The 18,465-nt window shown below is 45.8% G+C and carries 16 protein-coding genes; 2 read left to right on the top strand and 14 right to left on the bottom strand.

All coding sequences use genetic code 11. The features are described 5' to 3' along the window. Window positions 1–15: 15 nt before the first annotated feature. Entirely contained in the window at window positions 16–882 is an 867-nt protein-coding gene (locus tag H171_RS02015; RefSeq protein WP_100303647.1) for a branched-chain amino acid ABC transporter permease, read from the bottom strand. Window positions 883–955: 73 nt separating this feature from the next. After that, the gene (locus H171_RS02010; RefSeq protein ID WP_242976837.1) at window positions 956–2,167 is read right to left on the bottom strand and encodes an ABC transporter substrate-binding protein; all 1,212 of its coding nucleotides are present in this window, start codon (window positions 2,165–2,167) and stop codon (window positions 956–958) included. A 387-nt stretch (window positions 2,168–2,554) separates the two neighbouring features. On the opposite strand from H171_RS02010, the gene H171_RS02005 reads away from it, so the two are divergent. Beyond that, window positions 2,555–3,241: a GntR family transcriptional regulator gene (locus tag H171_RS02005; RefSeq protein WP_100303646.1), complete on the top strand. Its 687-nt coding sequence runs from the start codon at window positions 2,555–2,557 to the stop codon at window positions 3,239–3,241. Between the two features lie 81 nt (window positions 3,242–3,322). Here the strand turns inward: H171_RS02005 and H171_RS02000 are convergent, their stop codons facing one another. The 12 genes from H171_RS02000 to H171_RS01945 all read right to left on the bottom strand — a co-directional run bounded on the left by H171_RS02000 (window position 3,323) and on the right by H171_RS01945 (window position 17,344). Continuing rightward, complete coding sequence (locus H171_RS02000) at window positions 3,323–3,709, bottom strand: DUF1667 domain-containing protein (protein ID WP_100303645.1); 387 nt, start codon at window positions 3,707–3,709, stop codon at window positions 3,323–3,325. After that, window positions 3,706–4,965: an NAD(P)/FAD-dependent oxidoreductase gene (locus H171_RS01995; protein WP_100303644.1), complete on the bottom strand. Its 1,260-nt coding sequence runs from the start codon at window positions 4,963–4,965 to the stop codon at window positions 3,706–3,708. Before H171_RS01995 ends, H171_RS02000 begins: the two co-directional genes overlap by 4 nt. Beyond that, complete coding sequence (locus H171_RS01990; RefSeq protein ID WP_100303643.1) at window positions 4,962–6,428, bottom strand: NAD(P)/FAD-dependent oxidoreductase; 1,467 nt, start codon at window positions 6,426–6,428, stop codon at window positions 4,962–4,964. The genes H171_RS01995 and H171_RS01990 overlap by 4 nt, the downstream gene beginning before the upstream one ends. Window positions 6,429–6,604: 176 nt before the next feature. Next, complete coding sequence (locus H171_RS01985; RefSeq protein WP_100303642.1) at window positions 6,605–7,288, bottom strand: FadR/GntR family transcriptional regulator; 684 nt, start codon at window positions 7,286–7,288, stop codon at window positions 6,605–6,607. A 108-nt stretch (window positions 7,289–7,396) separates the two neighbouring features. Then, window positions 7,397–9,541, bottom strand: a complete 2,145-nt coding sequence (locus H171_RS01980; protein ID WP_100303641.1) for a polyribonucleotide nucleotidyltransferase — start codon at window positions 9,539–9,541, stop codon at window positions 7,397–7,399. A 355-nt stretch (window positions 9,542–9,896) separates the two neighbouring features. Further along, window positions 9,897–10,163, bottom strand: a complete 267-nt coding sequence (gene rpsO / locus H171_RS01975; RefSeq protein ID WP_024294143.1) for a 30S ribosomal protein S15 — start codon at window positions 10,161–10,163, stop codon at window positions 9,897–9,899. Between the two features lie 224 nt (window positions 10,164–10,387). After that, entirely contained in the window at window positions 10,388–11,725 is a 1,338-nt protein-coding gene (locus tag H171_RS01970) for an amidohydrolase (RefSeq protein ID WP_100307391.1), read from the bottom strand. Window positions 11,726–11,808: 83 nt separating this feature from the next. Further along, window positions 11,809–13,524 (bottom strand): adenine deaminase C-terminal domain-containing protein, encoded by a 1,716-nt coding sequence (locus H171_RS01965; RefSeq protein ID WP_100303640.1) that lies wholly within the window; start codon window positions 13,522–13,524, stop codon window positions 11,809–11,811. A 13-nt stretch (window positions 13,525–13,537) separates the two neighbouring features. Continuing rightward, window positions 13,538–14,602, bottom strand: coding sequence for an ABC transporter substrate-binding protein (locus H171_RS01960; RefSeq protein ID WP_100307390.1), 1,065 nt, complete (start codon window positions 14,600–14,602; stop codon window positions 13,538–13,540). An 87-nt stretch (window positions 14,603–14,689) separates the two neighbouring features. Further along, window positions 14,690–15,724 carry an ABC transporter ATP-binding protein gene (locus H171_RS01955; protein ID WP_100303639.1) on the bottom strand — a complete coding sequence of 345 codons (1,035 nt, stop codon included), beginning with the start codon at window positions 15,722–15,724 and terminating at the stop codon, window positions 14,690–14,692. Between the two features lie 11 nt (window positions 15,725–15,735). Continuing rightward, complete coding sequence (locus H171_RS01950; RefSeq protein ID WP_100303638.1) at window positions 15,736–16,518, bottom strand: ABC transporter permease; 783 nt, start codon at window positions 16,516–16,518, stop codon at window positions 15,736–15,738. Further along, complete coding sequence (locus tag H171_RS01945) at window positions 16,511–17,344, bottom strand: ABC transporter permease (RefSeq protein WP_100303637.1); 834 nt, start codon at window positions 17,342–17,344, stop codon at window positions 16,511–16,513. The genes H171_RS01950 and H171_RS01945 overlap by 8 nt, the downstream gene beginning before the upstream one ends. Before the next feature lie 185 nt (window positions 17,345–17,529). On the opposite strand from H171_RS01945, the gene H171_RS01940 reads away from it, so the two are divergent. Beyond that, window positions 17,530–18,459 carry a LysR family transcriptional regulator gene (locus tag H171_RS01940; protein WP_100303636.1) on the top strand — a complete coding sequence of 310 codons (930 nt, stop codon included), beginning with the start codon at window positions 17,530–17,532 and terminating at the stop codon, window positions 18,457–18,459. Window positions 18,460–18,465 lie beyond the last annotated feature (6 nt).

Raw genomic sequence — 18,465 nt, 5'->3', positions numbered from 1 at the left:
TGCTTTCCTCCTCGCTTATCTTTTATTTCCCAGAATTCCTGACGGCCTAACCAACAAGAAAATGATTAACAGTACAAATGACAGACAATCTTTATAAACAGATGGAATCAGCATACTTCCAAAAATTTCAACTACTCCCAGAAGGATACCGCCTACAATTGCTCCGGGAAGGTAGCCAAAACCGCCGATGACACCGGAGGCAAATCCTTTTAAACCGATCATGGACGACATTTGAAGTTCCACATTGAAGATAGGAATTACCAGGATTCCGATGGTGGCACAGACAATTGCTGATAAACCAATGGTAAAAGCAATGTTCATAGGAACATTGATTCCCATTAAGGAGGCTGCCGTTTTATTTTCTGATACACAACGCATGGCTTTTCCGGTCTTGGTTGCTTTAAAGAAAACCTGAAGGCCAGCGGTAATCAGGGAACATACCACAATAATCACCAAATGAGACTTTGAGACTACCACAGAACCGAAGTGCAAGGATCCTCTCATGAAATTATCCAGTGTAAAGGGAAGAGGTCCCCAGATCAGGCGAACCGACTCTATCATGATCCTGCCAAGGATAACGGTTCCAATTACTGCGAATAAATTGGTGGAAAGCTTGCTAAGCGGATTAAAAATTACAAACGCGCTGACAACCCCTAATAAAAACATGGTAAGAATCGTGAAAAGAATTGCTAGTATCGGCGGAAGCCCAAGACCCAGCACATAGGTACCGGCAAACATATAAGCTCCAAATAAGATAAACTTATCATGGCTGAAATTAAGTAATCCTGTTGCGTTCCAGATAAGAGTGTACTCAATACCAACCAAAGCATAGATAAAACCCATGGCAATACCGGTAATGAGCAGCTGTACAAATACCTGCATATGTAGTACCTCCTCGTTATTTGCACCCGGCAGCTGTTTTAAGCCGCCGGGTGCTGTTCATTCCCTTTTATAATCAGTCTAAGGATACCTGTTTGGATACAGTCATATTCTTTTCTCCGTTAAACTCCAGAATATAAAGGTTCGTATTCATCTCTCCCTGCTCAGAGCAGTTTAGCTTTCCAAATACTGCATTAAAATCTTTTGTTTCAGAAAGAGCTTTGCGAATATCTTCCGGTTTATCAGAGCCGGCCCGTTCAATGGCATCGGCTGTTAAGTAAGCAGCAGTATAATACATCGCTGCATAACGTTCCACGTCAGCCCCCCAGCGTGCCTTAAAATCATCTAAAAATTTCTTCATGGTCTCATTGGTCTGGTCAGCATAGAAATCTGTAGATGCATAAGTACCTTCCAGCTGTTTCGCATCGCATAAATCATAGGTCTGGGACTGTGCCAGAGCATTAGGTCCAACATGAGGAAGTTCTCCCATACCAAGCTCGTCCAACTGGCGGACAATCAAAGCCGCCTCTGCGTCATGGGAAAAGTCAAAGATAACATCAGGTCCCCAGCCTTTTATTTTGGAAAGCTGTGATGTTAAGTCCTTATCGCCTGATGTAAAGCCTTCTGAGTAATACTCAATCCCATTCTTTTCGCAATACAGTTTTGTGGCATTGTCAGCCGCTACACCGTAATCGTCTGTATCATAGAGTGCTCCAACCTTTGCAGCACCAAACTGGTCCTTGGCAAACTCCACCATAGCCGGTCCTACGGCTCCATCAGAAACGGATATACGGAAAAAGTATGGATTCTGTGCCTCTAAAAGCTTTGGTGAGGTAGCAGCGCTGATAAAAGGAACTCCAGCCTTCCGATATAACTCCTGAGTTGCAGATGCCATGGGAGAAGTATGGGGTCCGATCGCTACCGAAACATTCTCACCAAGGATCTTATTGACTGCATTTACCGCACCTGTGGGAGTCCCTGTATCATCAACAAGAACCATCTCCAAAGGTCTTCCCCCCAGCACTCCGCCTTTGGCATTGATTTCTTCAAACGCCATGGTTACGGCCTGCTTCATACGAAGCCCGCCGGCTGCCATAGGGCCAGTTACCATGTTGGATACTCCCACCTTGATCGGAGCACCGGTAGCCGTTGACTGGGCTCCCGCCTGTGTTTCTCCTGAAGCCGGTGCTTTCGCTGCACCTGATGTACTGCTGCCGCAGCCAGCCAGGGTTGAGACAGTCATACCAACCGCCATTGCCATGCATAAAACTTTTTTCATCCTTCTCATGTTGTAATCCTCCTCTTACGAATTATGAGTTCAATTAAATTGATCAGAAATATATTAATTCAACAGTAATATATTTACATGGCGTTAGTATACTATAGCAGAGTTTGAAAAGCAATAATAAATAATTTTTTAACAAGGATTTTGTTTCTTTTATCTATTTAAAACCTCTGCTTTTTGTGCATTTTAACGATAATAATCATTTTTCATGTGATAATAGTATAATTTTTTATTTATATTTATTATTTTCATCCATGGTAAAAACATTACTTGTACCGTATACTGTATCTATTGTGCTAATTTATCATAAAAGTAATATATTGATTTCAATTTAAAATATCCATGTCCGAATCTTTCCGTGACATAGCTAAAACGCAAAGGAGCGCTGAAATGACGAAAAAGTTTACCCAAAACCCGGGAGAGTCTGCACGTGAATATGCCCTTCGGTTTCTTCTGGACCAGATTATTAACCTGGAATTCACGCCGGGACAAAAAATCTCTGATATAGAAATTTCAAAAGAATTAAACATCAGCCGGACTCCGGTCAGGGAAGCCATTCTTTCTCTGACCAATGGCCATTTGATCGAAAGCTATCCTCAAAAGGGGATTTTTATTTCTTTGATCGATAGTAATATCGTGGAACAGGTATGTACGATGAGGAAAATGATTGAGGGGCCGCTGGCAGAAATGAGCTGTGATTTTATCACCCAGGAGCACCTGGATAACTTATATGACTATATAACGCTCCAAAAAGATTACGCATCCAACGGACCGAGGGAGAACTTCGAGAAATTTCTGACTCTGGATATTGCTTTCCACAAAGAATTTTATGATATATGCGGAATGACCTTTATCTACGACACCATGCAGACCATCATGCCTCACTTTGACAGACAGCGAAAGCTGAGTTATCAGATCAATGTATCAGACCGTGTCATCAGCGATCACTCCGCCATCTGCAAAGCCATCATGGAAAAGGATAAGAAAAAGGCTTCTGAAGCCATGATCCGGCACATATCCACCGCATTGGCAGATCAGACCATACTTAAAAAAGAATTTCCCGATTATTTCATTTAATGGTTTGGCACCATATTTTGATACGATAAGGAGCCGTAAAACAAGACTGTTTTACGGCTGCTATAGATTGCCGGGTCTTTATTATTTCAGTTCGCCGGCCGGCACAGATTTTGTCACAATCACATCTGCATCATATCCAAGAATATTTTCCACGATAACCGTTCCGGCTTTCACAGGTGCTGTCAGACTGCACTTCTTTATCTCTTCCATTGCATCAAAGATTCTGGCTTTTGGGATCGGTTTCGTCAGACGTACGCTGGCTAATGGCAGAATTCCTCCTTTTACCAGAACAGAAGTAGCAATATTACGACGGGGATCAATCAGTTCCTGCTTCACATAAATCTCTCCTCTGGGGCAGAGGGCACCATCTATGGACCGTATCAGGCTGTCGCTGCCATCTTTTATTTCTATATCAGCGCTAATTTCGCACCCGTTCGGACAGATAATACAGGTAAATTCCTTCATCATTCTATACACACCTCCAAATCTGAACCGGATACCAGCTTTTCATGAGAAATGACAAAGCGGATCATTTCTGCGGGTATGGCTTTTTTCATCTTTTTAACAGCCACTTCCTTCCCGGCCTGGCGCACAACAATGCGGCAGTCCTTCATCGGTCTTTTTACTCTTAAGGACAACGTGAATTCTTTCGTTCCGCTGACTCTTTGAGGTACCGTATACCCGATGCTGCAATCCGGTTTAATCGCAATGGCAGCCGGTTTAAGACTCCCCTCTTTTATGTATTGCGCCACTGAATCAGCCAGACTCTCCGCCTCTATCGAAACAAAATCAACCAGGTCATGTACATGAAGGACGTTTCCTGCTGCAAAGATCCCTTCTGCGTCAGTCTGAAAATATTCGTCTACAAGGGCTCCCCTGGTCCGTTCATCCAATATAACTCCCGCGTCCAGGGATAATTCATTCTCCGGAATCAGGCCTACGGAAAGGATGAGCGTATCACACTGGTACTCTTTTTCTGTTCCAGGGATGGGCATAAAATTCTCATCCACCTGAGAGACAGTGACTCCGGTAAGCCTGGTATTTCCATGAATTGCGGTTATTCCATGGTTTAAATACAATGGTATGTCATAATCATTAAGACACTGTTCAATATTGCGGGGCAATCCGCTGGGATAAGGCTGAATTTCAAATACAGCCTTTACATGAGCCCCTTCCAGGGTAAGCCGGCGGGCCATAATCATACCGATATCACCAGAGCCCAGTATTACCACTTCCTTAGCCGGCATGGTATTAAACAGATTCATATAAGCCTGGGCAACGCCTGCTGTAAATACGCCCGCAGGCCGCTCACCCGGAATCCCAATGGCTCCCCTTGTCCGCTCGCGGCAGCCCATAGTCAGGATCACCGCCTTTGCCTGCCATGTTCTCATGCCTTCTCTGGAAACTGCCGTTACCTGTCTTTCACGGGTCACCTCCAGTACCGTTGCATCCGTTATGTAAGGAATATTCAGTTCTTCTATTGTATCAATGAAACGCTGTGCATATTCAGGACCGCTTAAAGCAGTCTGAAAGCGGGTCAGTCCGAATCCGTCGTGAATGCATTGACGCAAGATGCCACCCAGCTGCTTTTCCCGCTCTATGATCAGCAGGTTGCGAATTCCACGTCGGTAAAGTTCGGCTGCTGCTGCAAGACCGGCAGGTCCTCCGCCTGCAATTACAACATCCACCTGTTCTATCTGGATCTCTTTTTGTTCTGCATTCATGACTCCACCTCCTGCCGTACTTTGCCAAAAAACATATTAGAACCTTTTCTGGCATATTGGACTTGATCTTCTTTTTTCCCCAGCTCCTGCTCCAGCAGCTGTGCAATGCGCATCTGGCAGTAACCGCCCTGGCAGCGCCCCATCATCGAGCGTGTTCTATACTTAATCCCAGTTAAGGTGTCAACTCCCAGAGGATTATGGATCGCCTGGAGGATCTCCGCCTTAGTCACTTTTTCACAGCGGCAGATCACCTCTCCGTATTCAGGATTTTCCTCAATTTTAAGATTCTGCTCTTCTTTTGAAAGCTCCGCAAAACGAACCACACCTTTGCGTACAGGATTAAAGGATGAGTTAAGGGTAAGCGTTTCCCTCTCTGCCATGAGCCCGACCGCATAGCGGGCAATCGGAATAGCCGCAGTCAGTCCTGGAGATTCTATTCCTATCAGATTGATGGCCCGCGGCGCTGCCAAATCCTGCACCTCGATTTTAAAGTCCTGTATAGCTCCATTCTCATCTACCCATTTAGGAAGGATCCCGGAATAATTACGGATATAATCCTTCTTATGGATACAGGGCCATAAGTCGGAGGCGCTCCTTGCTAAATAGTCCATATTTTCCTGGGATACGCCATAATATGTAAAATTATCTGTCCGATCCGCATTGGGCCCGACGATCACATTGCCGTCTGTCGTATTCGTCACATGAATCCCCATATAGGTATTGCTTGGAACCGGGTATACCGGCATGGGAAGCAAAGGACCGGTCCTTTTATCCAGGATGATGTAATCTCCCTTGGAACCTATGATCTTATATCCGCCCATACCAAGCAGCTCCGATATTTTCCCGCAGCCAAGGCCGGCGCTGTTCACTATCCAGCGGCTGTAAAAGGTTCCGTTTGATGTAGTGATCACATAATTGGAATCCGCATCTCTTTCAATGGCCGTCACCTCGCGGTCAAAGAAATAATCCACACCATTTTCTGCGGCATTCTCAGCCAGGGCAATGGTATATCCGAAGGGATCTACGATTCCGCTTTCAGCAGAATACATGGCAAATTCCCCTATGACGGAAGGAACCAGTTCATGAAGCCGTTCTTTACCGATCAGCTCCATCCCGTTTACCCCATTGGCTCTGCCCTGCTCCATGGTCCGTTCCAGCGCTTCCTGATCCTCCGGTGTGTTTCCTACCAGAACCTTTCCGCAGCGCTGAAAAGGAAAATCAAGTTCTTCGGAAAGTTGTCCCATGATTTGGTTGCCTTCTACACACAGTTTTGCTTTCAGAGAACCGGTGTCATACGCGAAACCTCCGTGAACCACCCCAGAATTTCGTCCGCTGGTCTCACAGCAGACATCCAGATTTTTTTCCAATACGCCTATTTTTAAGCGATATCTGGACATTTCTCTAGCAATTGCGCTTCCAATGACCCCGCCTCCGATAATAAGTACATCATATAATTGTTTCAATATTTTTGACCTCCAGAAATAAATGAACACTATAGGGCGAATATTCATCCTACAAATATATTCTATTTTTATCACATTTGCTGGTATAAGTCAAGAAAAAGTAAAAAATAAGGCATATACTCATCCCATGAATATATGCCTTATCTCTTTATACAGATTTTCAGACCATGGTTCAATCAGTTTCCTTCCCGGTCTTCTTCCTTATAGCGGTTGTCGTTGTACATTAAGTGGAAATACATTGCCTGCTGTGCCTCTACAGGCTTCCTATCCCTGATCGCCTCATAAATCCTGCGATGAGACAGTAACGTCTGGGCATATTCGGTCTCCCGGACCGAACCGGCAAAGACCCGGACCCCGTCGGTAATGACAGGTACCAGGTTTGCTATAACCAGATTATGGCTGCAGTTGGCAATCTGGGCATGGAACTGGGAATCCTTTTCCGAATAATCCTCCCGGTCCTCCATCTTCTTTTCCAATTCCAGAAGAATCTGTTCCAGGCAAAGGATGTCTTCCTGGTCCGCGTTCTGGGCTGCCAGGGCTGCAATCGGCGGCTCCAGCATAACCCGGATCTGGATTAAATCTACAGTCAGTTTTCTTCTGTCTTCTATCATGGTAAATCCCAGAGGATCATCGGCCACACCATTTTTATCCGACAGAAAGGTCCCCGATCCCTGGCGAATGGTGACAATATTCCGGGACATCAGGATTCTTAAGGCCTCACGGACCGTATTGCGCCCTACCCCCAGAACTTCAGACAATTCTGCCTCGGTAGGCATTTTGTCTCCTGCAGTGTATCCTTCTTCCTGTATGATCTGCAATAATTTTTGGGCGGCTATTTCTGCCAGTGTCTGTTTTTCCATGATATACTCCTTCCCCGTTCCTAAACTGCATTTACATAATAAAACAGACAGCAGACGGATATTGGCCTATCTGCTGTCTGCCACAGGGCATAGCTGTTTTATGCTGTTTTATACTGTTTCTTTTGATTCTGTTTCTTTTTCATCTTTTTTCTCTTCTGTCTTTGCAGCCAGATCTCCCGGCTTCATGCTTAAGTTGATTCTGCCCATCTTGTCGACTTCCATTACCTTTACAGTCACTTCGTCACCGATGTTGACGACATCTTCAACCTTTGCCACCCTCTTATCAGACAGCTTGGAAATGTGAACCATACCATCCTTGTTGGGAGCCAGTTCAACGAAAGCACCAAAGTTCATGATTCTGACAACCTTGCCTGTGAAAATCTGTCCTGCCTGGATTTCTGTAACAATGCTCTTAATGATCTGGATCGCACGGTCGATCATGGCCTGATCGGTTCCGCATACGGATACATTTCCATCATCGTTAATATCAATCTTTACGCCGGTTTCTTCAATGATCTTATTGATCACCTTCCCCTGCTTACCTACCACATCGCCGATCTTCTGAGGATCAATGGAAATCTGGTCGATCTTCGGAGCATACTTGCCTACTTCCTTACGTGGCTCTGCAATGGCTTTTGCCATAACCTCATCAAGAATGTAAAGCCTTGCCTCTCTGGTGGTGCGGATGGCTTCCTCAATGATCGGTCTTGTAAGGCCGTGGATCTTAATATCCATCTGGATCGCAGTGATACCCTTGTGGGTGCCGCCTACCTTAAAGTCCATATCGCCGAAGAAATCTTCCAGACCCTGTATATCGGTTAAGACGATGTAATCATCATCGGAATCTCCGGTAACAAGTCCGCAGGAAATACCTGCAACCGCCGATTTAATGGGAACACCGGCAGCCATTAAGGACATGGAGGAGGAACAGATGCTTGCCTGGGAGGTAGATCCATTGGATTCCATGGTCTCGGAAACGGTACGGATCGCATATGGGAATTCTTCCTCAGACGGAAGAACCGGAATCAATGCTCTCTCTGCCAGGGCACCATGGCCGATCTCCCGTCGTCCCGGTCCTCTGGAAGGCCTTGTCTCTCCTACGGAGAAGGATGGGAAATTGTAATGGTGCATATATCTCTTGGAGGTTTCCATATCGTCAATGCCGTCTAATCTCTGGCTTTCTGATAATGGAGCCAAGGTACAAATATTTAAAATCTGAGTCTGGCCGCGGGTGAACATGGCGGAGCCATGAACTCTTGGAAGCATATCAATTTCTGCTGCCAGATGACGGATCTGATCCATGGCACGGCCATCAGGACGCTTATGGTCTTTTAAGATCATCTTGCGGACAGTCTTTTTCTGATACTGGTAAATGGCTTCTCCAAGCACTGACAGCCATTCTTCCTTTTCTGCAAAGGCTTCTTCCAGCTTTGCGGTGATGTTGCGGATGTTTTCTTCTCTTACCTGCTTTTCATCGGTGAATACAGCAACTTCCATCTCCTCAGGGGTAACGATTTCCCTGATGGCAGCAAATAACTCTTCCGGCACTGCGCAGCTGGTGTACTGGTGCTTCGGCTTTCCGCACTCTGCTACGATGGTGTCAATGAATTTGATGATTTCCTGGTTTACTTCATGAGCCTTAAAAATTGCCTCGATCATCTTATCTTCCGGCACCTCATTGGCTCCGGCCTCGATCATAATGACTTTCTCTCTTGTAGATGCAACCGTAAGCGCCATGTCGGAAACCTGCTTCTGAGACTGGGTCGGGTTGATGACGAGTTCTCCGTCTACAAGTCCCACCTGGGTGGAAGCACAGGGTCCGTCAAAAGGAATATCGGAAATACAGGTTGAAATGGCTGAGCCTAACATCGCTGTCAGCTCCGGACTGCAATCCTGGTCTACGGACATAACGATGTTATCTAAAGTCACATCGTTACGGTAATCTTTTGGAAAAAGAGGTCTCATTGGACGGTCAATGACACGGGAGGTCAAAATTGCATTCTCAGACGCTTTTCCCTCTCTTTTGTTGAAGCCGCCTGGGATCTTTCCTACGGCGTATAATTTTTCTTCGTATTCTACGCTCAGCGGGAAGAAATCGATTCCGTCTCTTGGTTTGTCAGACGCAGTTGCGGTAGCTAATACTACGGTATCGCCATAGTGCATAAGTACCGCGCCGCTTGCCTGCTTTGCTACTCTGCCGACATCAACGGTTAATGTTCTGCCGGCCAGTTCCATACTAAAACTCTTGTACATACTGGTATCTCCTTTTACTGGATTAATATTTATATTAACAGTAGAAGACGCCGAAACTACTGATCTGCGCGCAAAAAATGAGTTTGCTTGTGCAGTCCGCTGGGGGGGGCATAAGCAGATTCTGCTTTGGGCAGAATCCGAAGCCGCAAATTCGGGACTTTCAGTCCCTCATTCGCGGCTGCTCGCCAAGAGACTGGAAGGGGGCACGGATATGTATGCATATCCGTGCCCCCTTCCCGCCTCTTTGCTCTGCTTATTACGCGCACATCAGCGGTCTCGGGGAATGCTTCTACTTTTAATATTCTTTTCCTAATAGACAGATAGGGTGGAGATGTACTCCACCCTAAATGGTTTATTATTTTCTGATTCCTAACTTCTCGATCAATGAACGATAGCCTTCCAGGTCCGTCTTCTTTAAGTAATCAAGAAGACCCCTTCTCTGTCCAACCATCATCAGAAGTCCTCTTCTGGAATGATGATCTTTTGGGTTCTTCTGAAGATGATCGGTTAATTCTGTGATTCTTTCTGTCAGAATTGCGATCTGTACTTCTGGTGAACCTGTGTCGCCGGCTTTTCTGCCAAACTCAGCGATGATAGCTGCTTTCTTTTCCTTTGAAATCATGTTGATTTCCTCCTTTAGTCTTAAAGTCTCACCTCATACCAAGTATTGGTTGGAGTATCCGAAATACCAAGTATCGGCGCGTATTTGTACTGATACAGTTTACCACAGGGCAATATGGTTGTCAATTATTTCTAATAAATAACAACCAGCGAATTTATAATTAAAACCTCTGTTTATAATATACCTCTGATGGATTTATTATAATCACCCTGCAAACCCTTTCTTTAATAAATATTTCCCATTTTTTCCATATAAATTCCAAAATCAGTTTTTTTCATTTTATTTATGAGCATTTTCCTGATTTCTGCCATGTCTGCCTTTACAAGCTTTTTATCCTTTACCACACATTCCCCTGCAACGTATACAGCCTCAACATTGGAAGGATTAGCGCTGTATACAAGGGCAGAATAGGGATTGTAAACCGGAAACATGTTGGCGGAGCGGGTTTCAACCAGAACCAGATCCGCCTGTTTTCCCGGTTCCAGGGACCCAGTAAGATCATAAAGGCCAAGGGCCTTTGTTCCCAGATCTGTAGCCATTGACACGATGGTTTCCGCCGGAAATGCGCTCCGGTCTCTGGTTTCATTTTTATGAAAATCGGCACAAAGCTTCATTTGCGTAAATATATCAAGAGTATTTCCGCTGGCAGGGCCATCCGTTCCAAGGCCTACCGGTATTCCCATCCGAAGCATGGCGCTTACCGGTGCCACTCCCTTTGCTGCCTTTGTATTGGAACCGATGCAGTGAGCCACCCTTGCATCCCGTTCCTTTAAAAGCATAAGATCCTCTTCCTCCATATGAATGCAGTGGGCTGCCAGAGTCTCCTTTCCCAATACACCGATGCTGTCTAAATACTGAACCGGGGACATGCCGTATTCCTTCCGGAAATAATCCATTTCATAATCCATTTCCGCCGTATGTAAAGTAAACGGAACCTTTAAGGACGAGTCCATACGATAGGCTTCCGAAAGCAGCGTTTTCCCGCAGGTATTGGTTCCATGAGGAGCAATACAGGCTGATATTCTGGGATGGGACTGATATTTTTTTATCAATTTTTCCCCATAAGCCAATGCCTGATAAGGGTCACTGAAATCGCAGGCTCCTTCTTCCATCACTGTCTGCCCTGTAATCCCTCTCATTCCCATTTCATCCATTGCCTTTGCAGCTTCTTCCTCAAAGTAATACATATCTAGGGCTGTGGTCACGCCGCCAAGGAGCATTTCCCCTGCCGCGTAGCGGGAAGACAGGTATACAAGTTCCTCATCCATGGCCTTTTGTTCCATTGGAAGCAAAAATACACGGAGCCGGTCTTTGCAGTCATCTCCAAGTCCACGGAAAGGGATCATCCCCATATGCGTGTGGAGATTCACCATCCCCGGCATCAGGATGCCGTTCTTTCCGTCCACTTTCACCGTATCCAAATGCCAGGCTTCTTCCGGTAAATCGTTCATACCTCCCACTGCTGTGATGATATCATTTTCAAACATCACAAAACCGGGATCGTGAATTTCCCTCTGTTTATTCATTGTTACCACAGTTACATTTATGATTATCGTTCTCACATTTATCAACCTTTTCCTTATTACTGCCCATATTGGAGGGGACATAAAGGTACACCCGAAGGATGTCTAATAATTACTTCCTTTTAAGACTCGTATTTTTCCACCAAAGGAACCCTCTGCTTCGTCTTTACATCAAACAGACCCTTATCGCTTATCTTTAATTCCGGGGAAACCAGTAGGGTCAGGGTGGAAATGGACATGATAACATTGCTGTTCACATACCCCATAGCCTCGATTTCTTCCCTCACCTCAGCCAATTCTTTAGAAAGCTTTGGAATACCTCCATCAGAGAGGATTCCGCCTACGGGAAGGGCTGCAGAAGCTGTGATTTTGCCTCCCCGGGCCGTTACATAACCGCCCTGCATATGAACCACCCGGTTCTGTGCAAGCACCATATCCTCCACCGAATTTCCAAGCACCAGCAGATTATGGCTGTCATGGCTCCAGGTGGTTGCCACTGCACCGGGAGACTTTAAGGCATGCTCCACAAGTCCATAGGCAACATCTCCTGTCTTTCCGTAGCGCTCAAATACTACTGCCAGGGAAAGTCCTGCCTCCTGCCAGCATATGCAGCGGTTCCGGACGGGAATTTCCCTTTTCACATGCCTGACCCTTGTTCCAAAATCCTGAATCTCCATGACATTTACGGTTGCTGTTCCATTCTTTATCTCACACCGGTTTAATTTAAAATCGGAAGCCAAAGCCAAGCGGCATTTTACAGACTGGTAAAAATGGTCCGGAAAAACCGCATTTGGAGAATCCGGGCTTTTTATATGCTGTTTTCCGCTTTTATAAACCGCAGAAGGGCAAAAGCTTACCAGATCATCAAATACAACAAAATCCGCCAGCTTTCCAGGCGCAATCATTCCCCTGTCATCAAGACCCATTCTCCGCGCAGGTGTAAGGGTCGCACAGTAAATAGCCTTCTCCGGCGGCATTCCCTGCTCCACAGCCAGTTTAAGGATCTGGTTTAGATGGCCTATTGCCAGATGATCCGGCATGGTATCATCTGTTACAAGAGCCACATTTTCATAAAGACCATGGGATACCACCGTTTCTACCACATCAGATGTCAGGGATTTCGCCTGAAGTTCCAGAAACATGCCCATGTCCGTCTTTTCCAGAACGGACTCCGGGGTCTGCTGGGTATGGTCCGCATCAACGCCGCCCCGGATAAAGCCTGCCAGCGAATCTCCTGACAGGGCAGGGCAATGCCCCTCGATCTTCAGCCTGCGGTCCCCGTTTTGACACAGCCTGATAATGCGTTTGATCAGGGTATCTTCCACAGCGACTAATTCCGAATCGTTCATCACCTCTCCAAGGCAGATGACTTTATCCTCTTTTAGTAGCTCCCGGACCTCCTCTTCCCTGATTTGTCCGCCTGAGGTTTCAAAGCTGCTTCCGGTGGAAGGAACACTTGATGGAATTCCGTAGTAAATATCCAGCTCCGTTTCCTGTTCCATAAAGCTTTTTATTCCTTCTAACCCGAACACATTGGCGATCTCGTGAGGGTCAGCCACCACGCAGGTGACTCCCCAGGGCAGGACCGCCCTGGAAAACTCTCCCGGATATGTCATGGAGCTTTCGATATGCATGTGAATATCGATCAGTCCCGGTATAAAATATTTTCCTGTACCATCCACCACACATTCAGCCTCATAAGGAATTTTGTTCCCATAATAGGAGGAAGGGGAAATGTCATAAAACCTTTCCCCCACAACCGCAATGTCCATTTTTTCAAAGCATTGCCTGTATGTCCGGTAGACCCATCCATTTTGAACAAGTAAGTCAACCTTCATTTTCCCTCTGTCCTTAATTATTGATTGTTCGGTTCCACTGATCAATCCAATCGCTTAAGACCGGATTGACAAAGGAATAGTCTAACACCTTTGCGCTCTCTGCCGCAGGACCATAAGTCATATTTTCTGAATCTTCCTTGGAAACCTCCACCTGGCTGTTGGTAGGTGCTTCGTTTAAAGCCTTGGTGGTTTTGTCCTGAAGCTCTTTGCTTAAACGGTAATTGATGTATGCGTAAGCCAGTTCCTTGTCCTTGCAGTTCTTTGTAATGCTGATGGTATTGAAATTTGCATAAGTCACGTCAGGAGTCACATACACCAGATCCGGGTTTGCTTCTTGAATGGTTGGTACACCGAAGTCGCCTACAATGGCGGCCTTGATTTCTCCGGAAGTAAACATATTGATTAAATCCGAAGACTTTGCATAGGTCTTTACAAGGTTCGGCTTTAATTCCTCCAATGCCTCAAAAGCGGCTGCTCCTTTGTCACTGGTCACATCAACGCCCTTGTAATCGCTTGCCATATATACCATGGCCGGACCAAAGGTAGTCGTGATATCCGGAATGGCAACGCTTCCTTTAAGCTCTGCCTTCCATAAATCATCAAAGCTCTTAATCTCAAAGCCTACTGCTTCCGGATCATACATAATGCCGATGCTGTTGATGGTATAGGCAATTCCCTGTCCGGCGTCCGCCATGGTCTTTGCCGCTTTGATCAGATACTGGCTGTTCTCGATCTTACTTAAATCCAGAGGCTCAAATAAATCCTCTTCGATTCCCTTAGCCGTCATGGCCTGGGACAGCTCGATTACGTCAATGGTGGTCTGTGAGTCAGCAGAAAGCTTTGTGTAACGCTCATTGGTACTTCCTGTCTCTGTAACGATCTTGCAGTTGTACTGGTCTTCAAAGGGCTTGTACACCTCTTCCTCAGAAATATCCTCGCTTAAGCCATAAGTGGATAACACCAGTTTCTTCTCTTCTGTGCCGCTCTTTTTCTCTTCTGCCGTTCCCGCAGTTCCGGCACCGCTGCAGCCCGTCAGTACAATGGCTGCACACAGGGATAATGCCAATACTTTCTTCATAATCATAATCCTCTCTTTTTTATAATTGACCGGCTGTATCAGCCGCAGTTACCTTATGACTGCCCTTGTCCTCCGGGCAAATTACCTTTAATTTACAAGAATTAACTTTGATTCCGGCAGATAAAGACGTATCTGGCTGCCCTCTTCATAAGCTTCTTCTGCCGGTCTGTTTACCAGGAACTTTCCGGCAGCTGTAAGTACCTCATACTGATAGCCCTTTCCAAGAAATGTCCGGACACCTACCGTACCTTCCAGGATATTGCCCGCCTGCCCTTCTTCTGCAACCCGGATATCCTCCGGACGAATGGTGCCGGTACAGGCGCCTTCCCTGTGTGTGTTTTCTACGTTAAATACTGCGCCGGTCTCCGTTTTATATACATCTCCCTGTCTCTTTAAAGGAAGAAAGTTCTCAAAACCAATAAATCTTGCAACAAATTCCGTATTTGGCCTCTGATAAATATTTTCCGGCGTGTCAAACTGTTCGATCACTCCCTGATTCATAACTGCCACCTTATCCGAGATGGAGAAGCACTCCTCCTGGTCATGGGTGACAAACAGGGTGGTAATGCCAAGCTTTTTCTGAATCCTCTTAATCTCCATACGCATATTGATGCGCAGCTTTGCATCTAAGTTGCTTAACGGCTCATCAAGGAGAAGAAGCTTCGGCTCAATTACTAACGCCCTGGCAAGGGCCACTCTCTGCCTCTGCCCTCCGGACATCTGCTGGGGAAACCGTCCGCGTAATTCCGTAAGACCGCAGATCTCCAGGATCTGATCCACCTTTTTATCAATTTCAGCCTTATCAAGCTTTCTCATCTTAAGCCCAAATGCCACATTGTCATATACGCTTAAATGAGGAAACAGGGCATAGCTTTGAAATACGATTCCAAAATTCCTCTTGTGGACCGGAACCTTGGTAAGGTCCGCACCATCCAGAGCGAAAACTCCATTCTGGGGCTCAATAAACCCAGCTACCACACGAAGGGTCGTGGTTTTTCCACAGCCGCTTGGCCCCAAAAGGGAAACCAGCTCCCCTTCCTGTACTTCTAAATTCAATCCCTTTAAAATCTGTTTCTTCTTATCATAACAGACATCAATATCCTGCAGTGTCATATACGCCATGGTTTCTCCTCCTATTTTGCCAAAGCTGCAATTCCCAGTGTCTTATCAACAATTACCATAATAAGGACCGTTACGGCCATTAAAAGCACGGATACCGCCGATACAGTGGGATCATAATTATATTCGATGTAACCCATGAGAGTCGCCGGGAAGGTGGACACACCGGGACCAGAGAGAAACATGGAAACCGGAATGTTATTAAAGGAGTTTATAAAAGCCAGCATAAAGGCAGCGGAGATTCCCGATGTGATATTAGGCAGTACCACACGGAAAAATGCCCCCGTCTTTGTGCACCCCAGACTCCAGGCCGCCTCTTCTACCGAAAAATCAAACTGGTCCAGACTGGAGCCGACCACCCGGATCACATAGGGCAGAGTCACCATAAAGTGCCCGGCCAAAAGTCCGGCAAACACTGGAACTCTTAAAGTCAAAACCAGAAACTGATAGAGTACGAAGCCAATTACGATTCCAGGCACAATGGTCGGAGAAAGGAACACGGATTTTAAAATTCCCTTCCCCTTTATGCCGGACCTAGCCAGAGCATAGGCAGCCGGAATCCCTGCAATCAGGGCGGCTACGGTCGCAAGCAGGGCGATTTCCAGGCTGGTTAAGAAGGAAACCCGGAAGGACTTTAATGCAAATACATTAACAAACCACCGAAAAGAGAAAGAGTCAATGGGAAAGGTGATAGCACTGCCCTCCCCAAAGGCGGTCACAGTGATGATGACAAGCGGCAGAACCAAAAACAGGAACACCACCACAGCAAAAGCAGTCAGCATTTTATTCTTACGCATGATTTCCTCCTCTTCTGTCCAGTCTGGCAGACAGGGCATTTAAACCTTTAATCACAGCCAGGGTCGTGGCGATCATGATCAGGGAAATGACTGCGGCCCCGTTCCAGTCTCCCACACTCATGGCCCTCTGGTAGATAAATGTGGCAAGGACCATATGTTTGTTACCGCCAAGCAGCTGAGGCGTTGTATAGGCCGTCAAGGTTCCGGTAAACACCAGAATGCCTCCAACAATAATTCCGGGAAGACTAATGGGAAAAATCACCTTCATAAAAGCCTTGAACCGGTCTGCCCCCAGGCTGAGCGCTGCCTCCATCATGTCATCCTCAATATTTTCCATGACACCGGCCACTGTAACGATCATCAGGGGAAGAAATAAGTAAACGGAACCAATAATAATGGCAAAATCCGTGTACAACAGCTTCGCAGGCTTTTCCACAAGGCCGGCCGCCATGAGGAACCGGTTAATGATACCATTGCTCCCTAAAATATTGATCCAGGCAAAGCTTCTTATTACAGAATTGGTCATCAGGGGAAAAATGGAAACAGACAGTAAAATCCCTCTCCACTTCTTCTGGCACCGGCTGATAAAATATGCGGTCGGAACTCCTGCTGCCATACAGACAGCCGTAGTAATGAACGCAACCTTTACTGTCCTCATAAAAATCTTAAGATAATACTCATCCTGGAAAAATTCCACATAAGCGCTGAACGGATAGTCTCCGGTATGAAAAGACGGAATCAGTACCCTTAAAAGCGGTAAAAACAGACACACTGCCAGTATTACAAGCCCTGGCACCACCATGATAAATGCACTACTTTTCTTCATCTGGACCTCCCCATGCTATTTACATCAATTATTAGGAACTTATTATCACTTATAAGTTCTGTTAATTTATATCTATACTTTTATTATAATTTATGATATACTGTACGTCAAATACATATAATCTATATTTTCTATGCAGTAAAGCTATAAGATAACGCCATCACCTACACAAAGGGGGAATATTTATGGAATTAAAGGAAGCTAGATATATTCTGGCCATCGCCAGACAGAAAAATATCAGCAAAGCTGCAGAAACTCTTTTCATCTCCCAGCCATCCTTAAGCAAATATTTAAAAAACTTGGAGCATCAGCTTGGGGCCCGTCTTTTTGACCGTGTCGGAAGCTGCTATTCTCCAACCTATATCGGAGAACGTTACATCCACTATGCCGAACGAATCGTGGAATTCGGAATTGAATGGGACATGGAATTTGATGATATTATGCACCAAAACCACGGACGTTTAAATATTGCCATTCCCATCATGCTTGGAAACAGCCTGATCGGTCCCACCCTTTCAAACTTCCACAAGCTATATCCTCATGTCACAGTCAACATGATGGAGGAAGTCAACTTTGTAGCAGAACATACCTTAACCGACCATACCGTAGACGTGACCATTTACAACGTCCATGAATTTCCCACCGGCCTGGATTATCAGGTAATCGGAAAGGAAGAAATGGTTCTCGTCCTATCCGAATCAAATCCATTGGTAAAAATGGCAGAAAAAAAAGAGGGCTTTCAATATCCCTGGATCGATCTTGGCCTCCTTGCAGACGAGCCCTTTATTCTTCTCTATCCTGACCAGAATACAGGCGGCCTTGCTTTAAAGCTCTTTAAGGATTACGGGCTGGAACCAAAGATTCTCCTTCATACCAGAAACAGCGAAATGTCCATCCGCCTTGCCATGGAAGGCCTGGGGGCCGCCTTTGCACCAGAAAGCTACTATCATTATCTAAAAGACCGAGAACCTAAATCTTCAGTCTGCCTGTCCATTGGAAAAGAAAAGATTGAAAACACCCTTATCGCTGCCTATCAGAAAAACCGCTACCTGCCGAAATACGCAAAGGCTTATCTTGATATCCTGACAGATTATTACCAGACAAAGCAAACATAATTACCG

The organism is [Clostridium] celerecrescens 18A (assembly GCF_002797975.1).
GTDB lineage: Bacteria > Bacillota > Clostridia > Lachnospirales > Lachnospiraceae > Lacrimispora > Lacrimispora celerecrescens.
This window is presented reverse-complemented; position numbering and strand designations above follow the sequence as displayed.

Bases quoted from the DNA above. Each gene is read 5' to 3' on its own strand.
- H171_RS01960 (WP_100307390.1), bottom strand. From the start codon at position 14,602: ATGAAGAAAGTATTGGCATTATCCCTGTGTGCAGCCATTGTACTGACG.
- H171_RS02010 (WP_242976837.1), bottom strand. From the start codon at position 2,167: ATGAGAAGGATGAAAAAAGTTTTATGCATGGCAATGGCGGTTGGTATG.
- H171_RS01945 (WP_100303637.1), bottom strand. From the start codon at position 17,344: ATGAAGAAAAGTAGTGCATTTATCATGGTGGTGCCAGGGCTTGTAATA.
- H171_RS02000 (WP_100303645.1), bottom strand. From the start codon at position 3,709: ATGATGAAGGAATTTACCTGTATTATCTGTCCGAACGGGTGCGAAATT.
- H171_RS01985 (WP_100303642.1), bottom strand. From the start codon at position 7,288: ATGGAAAAACAGACACTGGCAGAAATAGCCGCCCAAAAATTATTGCAG.
- H171_RS01995 (WP_100303644.1), bottom strand. From the start codon at position 4,965: ATGAATGCAGAACAAAAAGAGATCCAGATAGAACAGGTGGATGTTGTA.
- H171_RS01965 (WP_100303640.1), bottom strand. From the start codon at position 13,524: ATGAAGGTTGACTTACTTGTTCAAAATGGATGGGTCTACCGGACATAC.
- H171_RS01940 (WP_100303636.1), top strand. From the start codon at position 17,530: ATGGAATTAAAGGAAGCTAGATATATTCTGGCCATCGCCAGACAGAAA.
- H171_RS02005 (WP_100303646.1), top strand. From the start codon at position 2,555: ATGACGAAAAAGTTTACCCAAAACCCGGGAGAGTCTGCACGTGAATAT.
- H171_RS01980 (WP_100303641.1), bottom strand. From the start codon at position 9,541: ATGTACAAGAGTTTTAGTATGGAACTGGCCGGCAGAACATTAACCGTT.
- rpsO (WP_024294143.1), bottom strand. From the start codon at position 10,163: ATGATTTCAAAGGAAAAGAAAGCAGCTATCATCGCTGAGTTTGGCAGA.
- H171_RS02015 (WP_100303647.1), bottom strand. From the start codon at position 882: ATGCAGGTATTTGTACAGCTGCTCATTACCGGTATTGCCATGGGTTTT.
- H171_RS01950 (WP_100303638.1), bottom strand. From the start codon at position 16,518: ATGCGTAAGAATAAAATGCTGACTGCTTTTGCTGTGGTGGTGTTCCTG.
- H171_RS01955 (WP_100303639.1), bottom strand. From the start codon at position 15,724: ATGGCGTATATGACACTGCAGGATATTGATGTCTGTTATGATAAGAAG.